The 15,557-nt window shown below is 73.0% G+C and carries 14 protein-coding genes; 9 read left to right on the top strand and 5 right to left on the bottom strand.

What is annotated here, in order from left to right; all coding sequences use genetic code 11:
* The first annotated feature begins 327 nt into the window (after window positions 1-327).
* From tkt to pgl, 6 genes are all read left to right on the top strand, one after another.
* Window positions 328-2,439 (top strand): transketolase, encoded by a 2,112-nt coding sequence (gene tkt / locus BJ982_RS24660; protein WP_184883821.1) that lies wholly within the window; start codon window positions 328-330, stop codon window positions 2,437-2,439.
* A 13-nt stretch (window positions 2,440-2,452) separates the two neighbouring features.
* Window positions 2,453-3,562, top strand: coding sequence for a transaldolase (gene tal / locus BJ982_RS24655; RefSeq protein ID WP_184883819.1), 1,110 nt, complete (start codon window positions 2,453-2,455; stop codon window positions 3,560-3,562).
* Between the two features lie 100 nt (window positions 3,563-3,662).
* Window positions 3,663-5,291, top strand: coding sequence for a phosphoglucose isomerase-related protein (locus BJ982_RS24650; protein WP_184883817.1), 1,629 nt, complete (start codon window positions 3,663-3,665; stop codon window positions 5,289-5,291).
* Entirely contained in the window at window positions 5,291-6,916 is a 1,626-nt protein-coding gene (gene zwf, locus BJ982_RS24645) for a glucose-6-phosphate dehydrogenase (RefSeq protein WP_184883815.1), read from the top strand. Before BJ982_RS24650 ends, zwf begins: the two co-directional genes overlap by 1 nt.
* Window positions 6,917-6,974: 58 nt before the next feature.
* Complete coding sequence (locus tag BJ982_RS24640) at window positions 6,975-7,877, top strand: glucose-6-phosphate dehydrogenase assembly protein OpcA (RefSeq protein ID WP_184883813.1); 903 nt, start codon at window positions 6,975-6,977, stop codon at window positions 7,875-7,877.
* Window positions 7,878-7,948: 71 nt separating this feature from the next.
* The gene (pgl, locus tag BJ982_RS24635; RefSeq protein WP_184883811.1) at window positions 7,949-8,722 is read left to right on the top strand and encodes a 6-phosphogluconolactonase; all 774 of its coding nucleotides are present in this window, start codon (window positions 7,949-7,951) and stop codon (window positions 8,720-8,722) included.
* Between the two features lie 51 nt (window positions 8,723-8,773).
* On the opposite strand, the gene add is transcribed toward pgl, so the two are convergent.
* Window positions 8,774-9,808, bottom strand: coding sequence for an adenosine deaminase (add, locus tag BJ982_RS24630; RefSeq protein ID WP_184883809.1), 1,035 nt, complete (start codon window positions 9,806-9,808; stop codon window positions 8,774-8,776).
* 85 nt (window positions 9,809-9,893) lie between these two features.
* Window positions 9,894-10,673, bottom strand: a complete 780-nt coding sequence (locus BJ982_RS24625; RefSeq protein ID WP_239123391.1) for a class I SAM-dependent methyltransferase — start codon at window positions 10,671-10,673, stop codon at window positions 9,894-9,896.
* A gap of 72 nt (window positions 10,674-10,745) precedes the next feature.
* Between BJ982_RS24625 and BJ982_RS24620 the strand changes: the two genes are divergently transcribed.
* Window positions 10,746-11,318, top strand: a complete 573-nt coding sequence (locus BJ982_RS24620) for a CGNR zinc finger domain-containing protein (protein ID WP_184883807.1) — start codon at window positions 10,746-10,748, stop codon at window positions 11,316-11,318.
* Between the two features lie 98 nt (window positions 11,319-11,416).
* Entirely contained in the window at window positions 11,417-12,049 is a 633-nt protein-coding gene (locus BJ982_RS24615) for a hypothetical protein (RefSeq protein ID WP_239123392.1), read from the top strand.
* Between the two features lie 45 nt (window positions 12,050-12,094).
* Here the strand turns inward: BJ982_RS24615 and BJ982_RS24610 are convergent, their stop codons facing one another.
* Entirely contained in the window at window positions 12,095-12,352 is a 258-nt protein-coding gene (locus BJ982_RS24610) for a hypothetical protein (RefSeq protein ID WP_184883805.1), read from the bottom strand.
* Between the two features lie 340 nt (window positions 12,353-12,692).
* Here BJ982_RS24610 and BJ982_RS24605 point away from each other — a divergent pair, with 340 nt between their 5' ends.
* Window positions 12,693-13,700, top strand: coding sequence for a DUF2278 family protein (locus tag BJ982_RS24605; RefSeq protein WP_184883803.1), 1,008 nt, complete (start codon window positions 12,693-12,695; stop codon window positions 13,698-13,700).
* 18 nt (window positions 13,701-13,718) lie between these two features.
* Here the strand turns inward: BJ982_RS24605 and BJ982_RS24600 are convergent, their stop codons facing one another.
* Together BJ982_RS24600 and BJ982_RS24595 are read right to left on the bottom strand one after the other, a co-directional pair.
* Window positions 13,719-14,912: an FAD-dependent oxidoreductase gene (locus BJ982_RS24600; protein ID WP_184883801.1), complete on the bottom strand. Its 1,194-nt coding sequence runs from the start codon at window positions 14,910-14,912 to the stop codon at window positions 13,719-13,721.
* Window positions 14,909-15,505, bottom strand: coding sequence for a PadR family transcriptional regulator (locus BJ982_RS24595; RefSeq protein WP_184883799.1), 597 nt, complete (start codon window positions 15,503-15,505; stop codon window positions 14,909-14,911). The genes BJ982_RS24600 and BJ982_RS24595 overlap by 4 nt, the downstream gene beginning before the upstream one ends.
* Between the last annotated feature and the right edge of the window lie 52 nt (window positions 15,506-15,557).

Below are 15,557 nucleotides of genomic sequence, written 5' to 3'. Positions count from 1 at the left end.
AGGTCTCACTGTAGTGCGCGGGGTCGCCGGTCCCGGCATCGGGGGCGAATGCCACGTGCGCCGCAGCCTGGCCGGCGAGGTCGCGGCGCGGTTCCCGCCGGGCGCGCCGCCCCGTCGCGGTCCCTGTGCCGCATCGCGTTCGACACGGCTTCTCATGGGGATGGTTCTACCGATGTCAGCCCTGCATTCCCCGGTCACGTGCCAGACGCGCGATGCATCTACGGTGAGGGGATCGACCCGTTAAGGTCCGGTGTGGGGTGCAAAACCAGACCGGACGGGCGGCGGAACCCGGCCGGCGCCGAATAGCCGAATGAGGAGATCGAGCAGTTGAGCAGCGAACTCGTGCCAGACCTTGAGTGGAGCGACCTCGATCGGCGCGCGGTCGACGTCATACGCGCTCTGGCCATGGACGCGGTGGAGAAGGCCGGGTCGGGGCACCCGGGTACCGCGATGAGCCTGGCGCCCGCCGCGTACCTGCTGTTCCAGCGCGTGCTTCGCCATGATCCCACCGACCCGAACTGGGTGGGCCGCGACCGCTTCGTGCTGTCGGCCGGCCACTCCAGCCTCACCTTGTACATCCAGCTCTTCCTGTCCGGCTACGGCCTGACCGTGGAGGATCTGTCCGGGCTGCGCCAGTGGGGCAGCCTGACCCCCGGCCACCCCGAGCACGGCCACACCCTGGGCGTGGAGACGACCACGGGCCCGCTCGGGCAGGGCATCGGCAACGCCGTCGGCATGGCCATGGCCCAGCGCCGCGAGCGCGGCCTGTTCGACCCGGGCGCGGCGCCGGGCGACAGCCCCTTCGACCACCGCATCTGGTGCATCGCCTCCGACGGCGACATCGAGGAGGGCATCAGCCACGAGGTCAGCGCGCTCGCGGGCCACCAGAAGCTCGGCAACCTCAACGTGATCTACGACGCCAACCACATCTCGATCGAGGACGACACCGCGATCTCGCTGTCGGAGGACGTCGCCGCGCGGTACGAGGCGTACGGCTGGCACGTGATCAGCGTGGACTGGACCGAGACCGGCGAGTACGTCGAGAACGTCGAGAAGCTGTACGAGGCGTACCGCGCGGCCGCGGCCGAGACCGACCGGCCGACGCTGATCAAGCTGCGCACGATCATCGGCTGGCCCGCGCCGAACAAGCAGAACACCGGCAAGATCCACGGCGCGGCCATCGGCGCCGAGGAGGTCGCCGCCACCAAGGAGATCCTCGGGCTCGACCCGGCGAAGAACTTCCAGGTCCCCGAGGAGGTGCTCGCCCACGCCCGCGAGGTCGCCGCGCGCGGCCGCGCCGAGCATGCCGAGTGGAACGAGGACTACGAGCGCTGGCGGGCCGCCAACCCCGACAACGCCGCCCTGTTCGACCGGATGGCCGTGCGCAAGCTGCCGCCGGGCTGGGAGGAGGCCCTGCCGGTCTTCGAGCCGGGCAAGGCCATGGCGACCCGCAAGGCGTCGGGCACGGTGCTGAACGCGCTGGCCCCGGTGCTGCCCGAGCTGTGGGGCGGCTCGGCGGACCTGGCCGAGTCCAACAACACGACCATGGAGGGCGAGCCGTCCTTCATCCCCGAGGAGTACCAGACCAAGCTGTTCCCGGGGAACCGCTACGGCCGCACGCTGCACTTCGGCATCCGCGAGCACGGCATGGGCGCGATCCTCAACGGCATCGCTCTGCACGACGGCACCCGGCCCTACGGCGGCACGTTCCTGGTCTTCAGCGACTACATGCGCCCCGCGGTGCGCCTGGCCGCGCTGATGGGCCTGCCGGTCACCTACGTCTGGACGCACGACTCGATCGGCCTCGGCGAGGACGGCCCCACCCACCAGCCGGTGGAGCACCTGTGGGCGCTGCGCGCCATCCCGGGCCTGGACGTGGTGCGGCCCGCCGACGCCAACGAGACCTCGGCGGCGTGGAAGGCCGTGCTGGAGCACACCGACCGCCCGGCGGCGCTGGCGCTGAGCCGGCAGAACCTCCCCGTCTACGAGGGCACCCGCGACTTCGACAAGGTCGCCAAGGGCGCCTACATCCTGGAGGAGGCCTCCACCGGGCAGCCGAAGGTGATTCTCATCGCCACGGGCAGCGAGGTCGAACTGGCCGTGGGCGCGCGCCGGATCCTGGAGGACGAGGGCATCCCGGCCCGCGTGGTCTCGATGCCGTGCGTGGAGTGGTTCAACGCCCAGGACGACGCCTACAAGCAGCTCGTGCTGCCCCCGTCGGTCCGGGCGCGGGTCGCGGTGGAGGCGGGAATCGCGCTCGGCTGGCGGCAGTTCGTAGGTGAGGAGGGAGAGGTCGTGAGCCTTGAGCACTTCGGCGCGTCGGCGCCGTACAAGACGCTGTACGAGCAGTTCGGCCTCACCGCCGAGCGTGTGGCGACCGCCGCCAAGGGCAGCCTCGCCAAGACCGGGGCCGACAAGGGCCAGACGACCGGAAACTAGAGGACTCACCGTCATGAGCGAAAACCTGAAGCGCCTCACCGAGCAGGGCGTCTCGATCTGGCTGGACGACATCAGCCGCGAGCGCCTGCGCACCGGCGACCTGCAGTCGCTGATCCGCGACAAGCACGTCGCCGGCGTCACCTCCAACCCCACGATCTTCGCCTCCGCCCTGAGCAAGGGCGACGCCTACGATCCCCAGCTCCGTGACCTGGTGGTCCGCGGCGTGGACGTCGGCGAGGCGGTCCGGGCGATCACGACCTTCGACATCCGCTGGGCGGCCGACGTGCTGCGGCCGGTGTTCGAGGCGACCGGCGGCGTGGACGGCCGGGTGTCCATCGAGGTGGACCCGCGCCTGGCCAACGAGTCGGCCGAGAAGACCGTGGCCGAGGCCCGCGCGCTGTGGTGGCTGGTCGACCGCCCGAACGTCTTCATCAAGATCCCCGCCACGCTGGCGGGCCTGCCGGCGATCACGCAGGCGCTGGCCGAGGGCATCAGCGTCAACGTCACGCTGATCTTCTCGCTGGAGCGTTACCGGGCGGTCCTGGACGCCTGGCTGACCGGCCTGGAGCAGGCCAGGGCGAACGGCCTGGACGTGTCGACGATCGAGTCGGTGGCGTCGTTCTTCGTCAGCCGGTTCGACACCGAGGTGGACAAGCGGCTGGAGAAGATCGGCACGCCGGAGGCCCTGGAGCTGAAGGGCAAGGCGGCGGTCGCCAACGCCCGCCTGGCCTACGCCGCCTACGAGGAGGTCATGAGCGGGCCGCGCTGGCAGGCGCTGCGCGCGGCGGGGGCGCGCCCCCAGCGGCCGCTGTGGGCGTCCACCGGGGTGAAGAACCCGGAGTATCCCGACACCTTGTACGTCGACCAGCTCGTCACTTCCGGCACGGTCAACACCATGCCCGAGAAGACGCTCGACGCGGTCGCCGATCATGGCAACATCGACGGCGACACCGTCCGGCCGCACTACGAGCAGGCGTGGAACACCATGGCCGCGCTCAAGCAGGCCGGCATCGACTACGACGACGTGGTGAGGGCATTGGAGGACGAAGGCGTCGAGAAGTTCGTCACCTCGTGGAACGAGCTGCTCGGAACCGTCGAGTCCGAGCTCGGAAAGGCGAGCTGAGCGACCGGCGGCCTCCCCGGGGGCGGCCCGCAGCACGGGGCCGCCCCGGACGTCCTCGGGACCGCGCGGCCCGCCCTCGCGCGAGAAGACGACTTCAAGGATGGATATGTCTATAACGTTCGGTGACGAGGCGGTGGCCGCGGAGGCCGCCGCGGCCGTGCGGAAGCTCGCCGAGGAAGGCGTGCCCGAGGCGCTGTCCCGCGGCGACGCGTCGTTGTGGGGCGGGGAGGCCGAGTCCGAGGCGCGCGTACGCCTCGGCTGGCTCGACCTCGCCACCACCTCGCGCGAGCTGCTGCCCGAGATCTCCAAGCTCGTCGAGCGCGCCCGCGCGGAGAACCTGGAGCACGTCGTGCTCGCGGGCATGGGCGGCTCCTCCCTGGCCCCCGAGGTCATCTGCGCCACCTCCGACGTGGCGCTCACCGTCCTGGACACCACCGATCCCGGCCAGGTGCGGCGCGCGCTCGCCGACCGCCTCGACCGCACGATCCTCGTCGTGTCCAGCAAGAGCGGCTCGACCGTCGAGACCGACAGCCACCGCCGCATCTACGAGCAGGCGTTCCGCGACGCCGGCATCGACCCGGCCGACCGCATCGTCGTGGTCACCGACCCCGGCTCCCCTCTGGAGCAGACGGCGATCGAGTCCGGCTACACCGTGATCCTCGCCGACCCGAACGTGGGCGGCCGCTACAGCGCCCTGACCGCCTTCGGGCTGGTGCCGAGCGCGCTGGCCGGGGCCGACATCGGGCGGCTGCTCGACCAGGCCGCCGAGGTGCGCCCGCAGCTCGCCGGCGGCGAGGGCAACCCGGGCCTGGAGCTCGGCGCGGCCCTCGGCGCCGCCGCGCTGGCCGGCCGCGACAAGCTCGTCCTGGAGGACAGCCTGTCCGCGATCAACGGCCTGCCCGACTGGATCGAGCAGCTCGTCGCCGAGTCCACCGGCAAGCAGGGCAAGGGCATCCTGCCCGTCGTCGGCGCCGACCCCAACGAGGCCGATGACGAGCTCGTCGCCGGCATCGACACCGAGGCGGGCGTCCAGGTCGACGGGCCGCTCGGCGCGCAGTTCCTGATCTGGGAGTACGCCACCGCCGTGGCGGGGCGGATGCTCGGCATCAACCCCTTCGACCAGCCGAACGTCGCCGAGTCCAAGGAGAACACCGCCCGCATCCTGGGCGACGGCGGCGGCGCGCCGCCGACGGGCGCGCCGGCGCTGGTCGACGGGCCGGTGGAGGTCTACGGCGACCTCCCCGCCGACGTGAAGGACCTGCCGGGGGTTTTCACCGCGCTGCTGGAGCAGATCCCCGACCGCGGCTACCTGGCGATCCTGGCGTTCCTGGACCGCGAGGCCGCCTTCGACGTGCCGGTGCCGCAGGAGGCGTCGTTCGAGGAGATCACCGACATCTGGGCCGCGCACGACCCGGCGACCCTGCAGGGCCTGCTGGCGTTCCGGACCGACCACCCGGTGACGTTCGGGTGGGGTCCGCGCTACCTGCACTCGACCGGCCAGTACCACAAGGGCGGCCCGCAGAACGGCGTCTTCCTGGAGATCACCGGCGCCGTCGAGGAGGATCTTCAGGTCCCGGGCAGGCCGTACACCCTGGGACGGCTGCAGCTCGCGCAGGCGCTCGGCGACCTGGACGCGCTGCGCGGCCGCGGGCGTCCGGTGGTGCGGCTGCACCTCACCGATCGCAAGGCCGGCGTCAGGCACCTGCTGGACGCCGCACGGGAGGTCTGATGAACCAGAGCGAGCCGTCGGCGTCCCCCGAGGCCGCGGCGCCGGGCGAGCCGGTCGCCGCCGCCCAGGCGGCGGCGAGCACGACCACCACGCTGGAGGTCGCCGAGGCCAACCCGCTGCGCGACCCCCGCGACAAGCGGCTGCCGCGGGTGGCGGGGCCGTCCGTGCTGGTGCTCTTCGGGGTGACCGGCGACCTGTCGCGGCGCAAGCTCCTGCCGGCGATCTACGACCTGGGCAACCGGGGGCTGCTGCCGCCCGGCTTCTCCCTGGTCGGCTTCGCCCGGCGCGACTGGGCCTCCCAGGACTTCGCCAAGATCACCCATGACGCGGTGAAGGAGCACGCCCGCACGCCGTTCCGCGAGGAGGTGTGGAAGCAGATCTGCGAGGGCCTGCACTTCGTGCCGGGCTCGTTCGACGACGACGGCGCCTTCGACGCGCTGGCGATGGTGCTGAAGGAGATCGACGAGACCCGCGGCACCGGCGGGAACTACGCGTTCTACACCTCCACCCCGCCGAAGTTCTTCCCGGTCATCATCGAGCAGCTCAAGCGGACCGGCCTGCACAAGCCGCCGCCGGGGGCGTGGCGGCGCGTGGTGATCGAGAAGCCGTTCGGCCACGACCTGGAGAGCGCCAAGGAGCTCAACCGGATCGTCGACTCGGCGTTCCGGCCCGACTCGGTCTTCCGCATCGACCACTACCTGGGCAAGGAGACCGTCCAGAACATCCTGGCGCTGCGGTTCGCCAACACGCTGTGGGAGCCGATCTGGAACCGCGGCTACGTCGACCACGTGCAGATCACGATGGCCGAGGACATCGGCGTCGGCACGCGGGCCGGGTACTACGACGGCATCGGCGCGGCGCGCGACGTCATCCAGAACCATCTGCTGCAGCTCATGGCGCTGGTCGCCATGGAGGACCCGACCGCCTTCGGCGCCTCGGCCCTGCGCCGCGAGAAGGAGAAGGTCCTGGAGGCCATCAAGCTGCCCGCGGACCTGGAGACCTCCACGGCCATCGGCCAGTACACCGAGGGCTGGCAGGGCGGCGTGCCGGTGCCGGGCTTCCTGGAGGAGGAGGGCATCCCGCCGGACTCCAGGACCGAGACCTACGCCGCGGTCAAGCTGGAGATCGCCAACCGGCGCTGGGCGGGCGTGCCGTTCTACCTGCGCACCGGCAAGCGGCTCGGCCGGCGCATGACCGAGGTGGCCGTGGTGTTCCAGCGGGCGCCGCACCTGCCGTTCAGCAAGACCGACACCGAGATCCTCGGGCAGAACGCGCTGGTGATCCGCGTCCAGCCGGACGAGGGCATCACGGTCAGGTTCGGCTCCAAGGTGCCGGGCACGGCCATGGAGGTCCGGGACGTCAACATGGACTTCGCCTACGGCGAGGCGTTCCTGGAGTCCTCCCCCGAGGCCTACGAGCGGCTGCTGCTGGACGTGCTCATCGGCGATCCGCCGCTGTTCCCGCACCAGCGGGAGGTCGAGCTCCAGTGGAGCATCATCGACCCGATCGAGAAGCTCTGGGCCGAGAGCGGGCGGCGCCCCGAGGGCTACGCCGCCGGCACCGGCGGCCCGGCGTCGGCCGACGCGATGATGGCCCGCGACGGGCGCGCCTGGAGGCGGCTGTGATCCTTCCCGTGGCCCCTTCGATGACCACAGTCAGGACGCGCTTGGAAGGGGCGGCGCCGTGACCAGTTTCCTCATGAGCAGCACCACGGCCTCCGAGGTGGCCGCGCAGCTCACCCGCCTGCGGCACCAGCTCGGCGCCCCGGCCGTCGGCATGGTGCTCACCATCGTCGTGGTGTGCGACGAGAGCCACCAGTACGACGCGGTGCGCGCCGCCTCCGAGGCCTCGCGTGAGCATCCCTCGCGCATCCTCGCGGTCATCCCGAGAGAGCGCGAGGAGGCGACCCGCCTGGACGCCGAGCTGCGGGTCGGCGAGCTCACGACGGGCGAGGTCGTGCTGCTGCGCCTGTACGGCGAGCTGACCGAGCACGCGGACTCGGTGCTCGCGCCCCTGCTGCTCACCGACATCCCGGTGGTGGTGTGGTGGCCGGGCGACGCGCCGCAGGCCCCGGCCAAGGACCCGGTGGGCGCGTTCGGCCAGCGCCGGGTCACCGACGCGCGCTCCGCGCCGGACCAGGTCGCCGCGATCAAGAGCAGGATCCACGGCTACTCCCCCGGCGACACCGACCTGACCTGGACGCGCATCACGACGTGGCGCAGCCTGCTGGCGGCGGCGTTCGACCAGCCCGTCGGCGAGGTGATCGACGGCCACGTCGAGGGCGAGGCCGGTCACCCGAGCGCCTGCCTGCTCGCGGTGTGGCTGTCGGCGAAGCTGGACGCGCCGATCGGCGTGACCGAGTCCAAGGGGCCTGGCCTGACGACGGTGCGGCTGCGCACGAAGGACGGCGAGGTGGTCGTGGAGCGGCACGACTCGCGCACGGCCACGCTCAAGCGACCCGGGCAGCCGGACCGGCAGGTGGCGCTGGCCCGCAGGTCGACCGCCGAGCTGCTGGCCGAGGAGCTGCGCCGCCTGGATCCCGACGAGGTGTACGAGGAGACGATCAGGGGCGTCGCCGCCCTCTGAGGTCCCCGCCCCCGGCGCCCGTCCCGCGGCGCGCGCCGGGGCGCATCCCTAGCAGAAGGACGGTTCTTGTCGTGAGTGTTCCCACGGTCCTGGTGCACCGGGACGCCACGGTGCTGGCCAAGGCGGTCGCCGCCCGGCTGATCACCGGGCTGGCCGACGCGCTGGCCGCCAAGGGCTCGGCGCACCTGGTGCTGACCGGTGGCGGCATCGGCACCGCCGCCCTGGCCGAGGTGGCGGCCAACCCGGCGCACGACGCGGTGGAGTGGCCGCGGCTGGACATCTGGTGGGGCGACGAGCGCTTCCTCCCCACCGGCGACGCCGAGCGCAACGAGACCGCGGCCCGGCGGGCGCTGCTCGACCACGTCGAGACCGACCCCGAGCGGGTCCACCCGATCGCGGGCCCGGACTCGGGCCTGACCGCCGAGGAGGCGGCCGACCGGTACGCGGCCGAGCTGCGCGCGGCGTCCCGGCCGGAGGACCACGGGCCGGTGCCGTCGTTCGACGTGCTCATGCTGGGCCTCGGCCCGGACGGCCACGTGGCCTCGCTGTTCCCCGAGATGCCCGCCCTGTACGACGAGCGGCCGGTGGTCGCCGTGCACGGGGCGCCGAAGCCGCCACCGACCCGGATCACGCTGACGCTGCCCACGATCGGGGCCGCGCGCGAGGTGTGGGTGATCGCGGCGGGCGAGGAGAAGGCGGGCGCGGTGCGGCTGGCGCTCCAGGGTTCGGGGCCGTTCCAGGTGCCGGGCGCGGGCGCGCGGGGACGGCTGCGCACGGTGTTCCTGCTGGACAGGGGCGCGGCGGCCAAGATCCCGCCGGACCTCGGCCGGCTCGCGTCCCCCTGACCGTTCTTCGCGCGGCCACCGGCCTGGGCCACCTGTGCGCAGCGCCCGCGCCTAGGCCGGGATCGGCACCCGGCCGATCTCGTCGATGATCTCGCGCTTGCCGTCCTCGTCGAGGAACGACGCCAGGACCGCGGCGCGGGCCAGGTCGGCGAGCGCGGCGGGGCCGAGGCCGAAGACCTCGGCGGCCACGCGGTACTCCTGGTCCAGCGTGGTGCCGAACATGGGCGGGTCGTCGCTGTTGAGCGTGACGTACAGGCCCTCCTCCAGCAGCCGGGGCAGCGGGTGGGAGGCGAGGTCGGGCACCTGGCGGGTGCGGACGTTGGAGGTCGGGCAGACCTCCAGGGGCAGCCGGGTCTCGCGCAGGTGGGCGACCAGCCGCGGGTCGTCCAGGCAGCGGATGCCGTGGCCGATGCGCTCGGCCCGCAGGCCCTCGACGGCCTCCCAGATGATGGGCGGGCCGCCGACCTCCCCGGCGTGCGGCAGGCTGTGCAGCCCGGCCGCGGTGGCGGCGCGGAAGGCGTCACGGAACGTGTCGCGGTGGCGCGCCCGGACCTCCTCCAGGCCGGCGAGCCCGAGGCCGACGAGGTCCCGCGGCGGCTCCGCCAGCGCGTGGTCCAGGGTGGCCCGCGCGGCGTCGACGCCGTACTCGCCCGGGATGTCGAAGATGTAGGCGACGCGCACGCCGAACCCGGCGGCCTCGCGGGCGGCCAGGTCGAGCGCCTCGGTGACCGCCCGCGGGGTCATGCCCATGCGGTGGTGGGAGTACGGGGTGACGGTGAGCTCGACGTAGCGGGCGTTCTGCGCGGCCAGGTCGCGGGCCGCGCCGGTGACGAGGGTGGCGACGTCCTCGGGTTCGCGGACCAGGCCGTTGACACCCTCGTAGACGGTGGTGAAGTGCGCGAAGTCGCGGAAGACGTAGAACTCCCGCAGTTCCTCCTCGGTGGTGGGGACCGGGCCGCCGGGGTGCCGCCGGGCCAGATCCAGCACCGTGGGCACCGAGGCGGACCCGACCAGGTGAACGTGCAGCTCGACCTTCGGGAGGGCCGCGATGAACGCGCCGGCGGATGGGGCCGATGGGGTACTCATGACGCCCGACCCTAGGCAGCCCGGCCCGATCCCGGCGAGCGAATTACCCGGAATCTGACACCATCTTGGCAGATTCGGCCCGCGCTCAGCCGTAGACGGCGCCCAGCAGGCGGTTGTGGCCGTTCTGCCACAGCGTGCCGATCTCCCCGAAACCGGCCTCGCGCAGCGCGGCGACGTGCGTGGACAGGAAGAGCGACTCCGAGCCGTGGTGGTCGGCGCCGGCGACCCTGCGCTCACGCGCGTGGCACAGCTCGGCCAGCTCCGGGTCGGCGCCCGCGGCGTCCCACCACTCGCGCCAGTCCTCGGGCATGCCCGCGGCGAACCGCCTGGCGGTGGCCCGGTCGTGGACGGCGCGCTCCAGCTCGCCGAGGCGGGGCGCGACGTCGCCGGCCTCCATGTGGTCGCCGTTGAGGAACAGCCCGCCCGGGCGCAGCACCGACGTCAGCTCGGCCAGCATCGCGCGCAGCCCCTCCGCCGACAGCCAGTGCAGGGCCGTCGTGCTCACGGCGACGTCGGCCGCGCGCGGCAGGCCGAGCGCCGCCGCCCACCCGGGCTCACGCAGGTCGTGGTCGGCGAAGCGCAGGCCGGGTCGTCCGGCGTTGACGGCGCCGCCGAGGGCCAGCAGCAGCGGGTCGGCGTCGATGGCGACGACGGTCGCGCCGGGCAGCCGGTCCAGCAGGCGGGAGGACAGGGAGCCGGGTCCGCACCCGAGGTCCAGGACGAGCGGGTCGGGCCGTCCGGCGCCCGCCTCGACGGCGTCGATCAGGGCGGTGAACCGCTCCTCGCGGTCGGGCAGGTAGCCCTCCTGCTGCCGGTCCCAGCGGGTGATCCAGTTCTGGGCCGCCTCACGCGTGAGAATGGACACGAAAGCCTCCTGGTAACTGTCGTCTACCCTATGGATAGTGACAGGCTAGAACCGAAGGGTGTAACCGGTCAAGTGAACTTCAACAGTCACTCCGATGCCGTGGTGGCGGTGGCGGCCGCGCTGGTCAACCGCCTGACCCCCGGCGAGGCGCACGGCAGGCCCCACCCCTCCCCGCCCGAGGGACCGGCCCGGCGCGACGCGGCCCGCGAAGCACTGCGGGCCGGGGGCGGGCGCGACCGCGAGGTCTCCGACGACACGGCCTGCCGGCTCGCGCGGGTCGCCGCCGAGTTGCGCGTGGTGTTCGACGCCGTCGAGGCCGGGGACGTCGACACCGCGGCCCTCCAGGTGAACCGGCTGCTCGACCGCACCCAGGCCCGCCCCCGCCTCGAACGCCACGACGGCGAGCCCTGGCACCTGCACTTCCACGGCCCCGCCGGCACCGTGGGCGACGACTGGGCCGCCGCCTGCGCCACCGGCCTGGCGATCGTGCTCGGCGGTGAGCTGTACGACCGGCTCGGCGTCTGCACCGCCCCGCACTGCGACCGTGTCTACATCGACACCTCGCGCAACGGCACCCGCCGCTTCTGCTCCACGACCTGCCAGAACCGGGTCAAGACCGCCGCCTTCCGCGCCCGCCGCGCCTGACCGCCCCCATTTCGTCACGGAGAGTGTTGGATCAAGCACGGCGGGAACAGGGAGAAGGGGGCGCGGATCGGGCGCCGTGACGTCCTTGGGGGGACCTGATGGCTGCGGAGAGCGAGGGCGGCGCGCGCCCGGGGGCGGTGCCGCGCCGGGCGCGGACCACGGTGGTGGCGCTGGCCCTGTCGGCGGCGGTGTCGGCCGCCCTGGTCGGCGGCTGCGGCGGCAAGTCCGCCACGCCCACGCCGCAGGGCGCCGTGGTGGCCACGAGCCCGGCCGCGGTGGCGCCCACGGCGACCGGCGACACCGAGTACAACGGCGCGTGCCCGACCGAGGGCAACACCCGGAGGTTCGCCAAGACCCGCTTCGCGCTGCACGCGGGCCTCGCCCTCGGCGCCTTCCACCGGTACATCTACAAGCCGCTGCGCGCCGGCGGGTTCAAGGAGGGCGCGGAGAAGCGCAAGCGCACGTTCGTCAAGGCGGCGATCGCGGGCGTGTTCGCCCTGCACGAGCTGAAGGTCGCCAAGCGCTTCGCCCAGGCCAATCCCACACTGTGCAAGGCGGTCGAAGGCGTGAGCACCAAGTTCCAGAGCCTCACCGACAAGCTGAAGGGCGGCACCGCCACCGAGGCCGACCTGGCCCGCAGCAAGAACTCCATCGACAGCCTGCAACAGGACGCCGCCAAGCGCGGCTTCGAGTTCAAGGAGCAGCCCGTCACCGTCCCGGGCGCCGGCTGACCTTCCCGCGAGCCACCCTCCGGGGGCGGCTCGCGGACGCCTCTATCAGGCGGGCTCCCACAGCGCGGGCACCGTGGCCGGGTCGAGGCCGGACCCGCAGAAGCCGATCCTGGCCCGGTACGGGAGGCCGCCGAAGTAGGCGATCTCTCCTTGCCGGTAGCAGGTCCACCCGTCCGGGAGGTCCGCGGCGGCGCCGGACCGCGCCTGGGCCGGGACGGCGGACCACGCACCGGCCGCGCTCATCGGAAGCACGACCGAGAACACGGCGGCGGCCACGCCGATGACGGTGATCGCTCTGCGCATCTGAACTCCTCGGGGGACGGGAGTCGCGGGAGAGGGTCTCCTTCAGGCTAACCAGGTCATGGCGGTCGTGAAATACCCGGAAATCCGCCACTTTCGGCGGCCCCCGCATGAAGGCGCGGAGGTCACGTCCGTTCTCACCCGCCGCCCGCCGCCCGCCGCGGAACGGTGACCGCCCGCCGCGGGCCGGGTGGGCGGCGCGGCCCGAGACACACCTCACCCAGTGCGTACCTGGTGATGGACAACGATCGCGTCCTGGAGGAGGTTTGCCTCTGGGCCCGCGCGCCGCGCGATCCGGGCCCGGACGGCGTCGCGCCGGATCCGCTGCCTTCGGAGGTCTCCCATGCCACTGCGCTCGTACGGGGTGCTGGCCGCGCGCGCGGTCGCGCGGCGGCGCGAGGGCGCGTCCGAGACGCCGCACTACCAGATCCACCTGGCCGACCAGGCGGGGACGGCCTACCGCGCCGCGGTGAACGTGCTGTCGCAGCAGGCCCCCTCCGAGCTGCTGTACCTGGCCGTCGAGGACTTCGCCCATCCGCTCCTCCAGACCCTGCCCGCCCCCGGCGCGGGCTGGACGCCGCTCGCCTCCGGGCCCGGCGGCGCGGCCCTGGACTTCATCCGCGGCAACCTGTTCGACCCCGCGCTGATGCGCCCGCTGCCGCCCGAGGTCACCGGGGACGACAACGACCTCGGCGACAAGCTCGACCACTACGTGCGGCGGGCGATCGGCGACCCGGGGGCGTCGGTGTACGTCTTCGGCGAGCGCTGGGGCCCCGAGCCGTCCACCCGGGACAAGATCTTCGGGTTCCTGCCCGGCAACGGCGTGCACGACGTCCACATGAACCAGGGCAACAGCGGCCGGTTCCACCAGGACGACGGGGTGTGGCAGGACGGCGGGCTGCTGATCCACCTGCCGGGCGAGTCCCGATGGATCGCGATCTTTCTGGCGTTCCAGTCGCAGGCCTGGCACACCGACGACGTCACCGGCCACTCCCTGGTCGCCGCCCCTGGCCGTCCGGCCGCCGGGGAGGAGCCCGTGCGGATCGTGGCCGCGCTGGCCAACCCCGTGGGTCCCGCGCCGGAGAACGAGACGGTCACCGTGCTCAACGCCTCCGCCGCCCCCGTCGACCTGGCCGGGTGGAGCCTGAGCGACCGCGCCAAGCACCTGCGGCCGCTCCCGCCGGGGCCGCTCGCCGCCGGCGCGTTCCTGACCCTGCCGGCGGGCCCGGAGCTCCAGCTCGGCAACGGCGGCGGCGCGATCACCTTGCTGGACCCGGCCGGGCTGAAGGTCCACGGCGTGGCCTACACCGCCGACCAGGCCCGCCGCGAAGGCTGGACCCTCACCTTCTGACCGCCTCCCGCCGCCGTGCTACGCCGCCGGGGCGTCCCAGTCGATGTGGTGGCGCTGTTCGGGGCCGAGGGTCTTCTCCGGGGTGAGGAAGGTCTTCATCGCCAGGGGCATCATCAACTTCATCATGGTGCGGCCCACCGGTCCGAGCGTCTTGGTGTTGTTGGTCCTGGCCGCGCGGGCGGCGACGCTCTCGACGCGGGGGCGGCGCAGCCGCTCGTAGGCGGCGAACGCGGCCGGCGCGTCGGGCAGGTCGCGCAGGCAGCGGGCCAGTTCGATCGCGCTCTCGACGGCCAGCGACGCCCCCTGCCCCGAGCTGGACGACGGGGCGTGCACCGAGTCCCCTACCAGGACCATCCGGCCGCGATGCCAGCGCGGCGTGGACGGCATGATGTGCATGGTGCCGAGCACGGACAGGTCGCGGGGGCTCGTGTGCCGGACCAGGTCGCGGCCGGGGACATCGCCGGCGTAGACCTCGGCCAGGCGGCGCAGCCATTCCTCGGGCGCGGTCTCGCGGGCCTGGGCGGCGGTCATCGGCGCACCATGCGGCAGGTTGCTCCACCAGGCGGTACGGCCGTCGGGCTGCACCCAGTACCCGAGGAAGCCCTTGTTGCCGTACACGAAGTAGACCGCGTCCGGCCTGGCCGGCACCTTCAGGTCGGCGAGGCCGCCGAAGTTCAGCAGCGGGACGTGCTCGGGATCCGGGGCGTGCGGGTCTATGAGGGACCGCACCGCCGAGCCGACGCCGTCCGCGCCGACGAGCACGTCGGCGACGGCGGTGGACCCGTCGGCGAAGCGCGCCAGGACGCCGTCCGGGGTCTCCTCCGCGCCGACGAGCCGCTTGCCGTACTCGAAGGCGACGCCCCGCGCCTTGGCGTGCTCGTGCAGCACCCGGTACAGGTCCGGCCGCCACATCGCCCGGCTCGGCGGCAGGTCGGCGAGCCGTGGGAACTCGCCGATCGGCCGACCCCGGCCGTCCACCACCAGGTTGTGCGAGATCGGCAGGCCGATGGCGAGGACCGCCTCCCCCGCGCCGATCGCGCCGAGCGCGTCCAGGCCGTTCGGCGCGATCACCAGCGTCGCGCCCACGCCGTCCGCGCTCGCGGCGTACGCCTCGTACACGGTGGCCTCGATGCCCGCCTGGCGCAGTGCCACCGCGGCCACCGGCCCCGCGATGCCGCCGCCGATGACCAGTGCCGTTCTGATCCCCGTCATGTGTCGCTCCTGAACAGCTCGTGCCACGCCTCGGCGTGGCCGGGCCGCCTGAGAGAGTCGATGAGCTTGGCCACGAAGCGCTGCTCGGCCTCCAGCACGGTGAGGCGGTACTCCTCCTCGATCTGGAAGATCCACAGCAGGCCGCCGTCGAGGAGGGCCTGCATGCTCGCCCGCGTCTCCTCCACCTCGGCGGTCAGGGTCTCCAGCCGCCTGCCGAGCAGCTCGGCGGCCTCCCCCGGTTCGAGGACGCTGAGCAGCGACAGCGCGACGCCGAAGTACGGATACTCGTGGCGTGGCTCGGTCACCAGCTCGCGCATCCAGTCGTACAGCTCCGCGCGCCCCTGCTCGGTGAGCGCGTAGACCGTCCGCTCGGGCCGCTGCCCTTCACGCACCGTCTCCTGCTCGGCGACGAAGCCCGCCTTCCTGAGCTGCTCCACCACCATGTAGAGCGAGCCCCGGTTGTACTTGATGCTGCGGTCCATCCCGGTCTCCTGCAGCCGCCGTCCCAGCTCATAGGGATGCATCGGCCCCCGCACCAGCCACGCCATCGCAGCCAGCGCCAACGGGTTGGACACCTTACGTCGCTTCTCCACCGAACCTCCGCCACGGATAGTTGACATCAACTATCAGACACCGACTAGTTGA

The organism is Sphaerisporangium siamense (assembly GCF_014205275.1).
Taxonomy (GTDB): Bacteria; Actinomycetota; Actinomycetes; order Streptosporangiales; family Streptosporangiaceae; genus Sphaerisporangium; species Sphaerisporangium siamense.
This window is presented reverse-complemented; position numbering and strand designations above follow the sequence as displayed.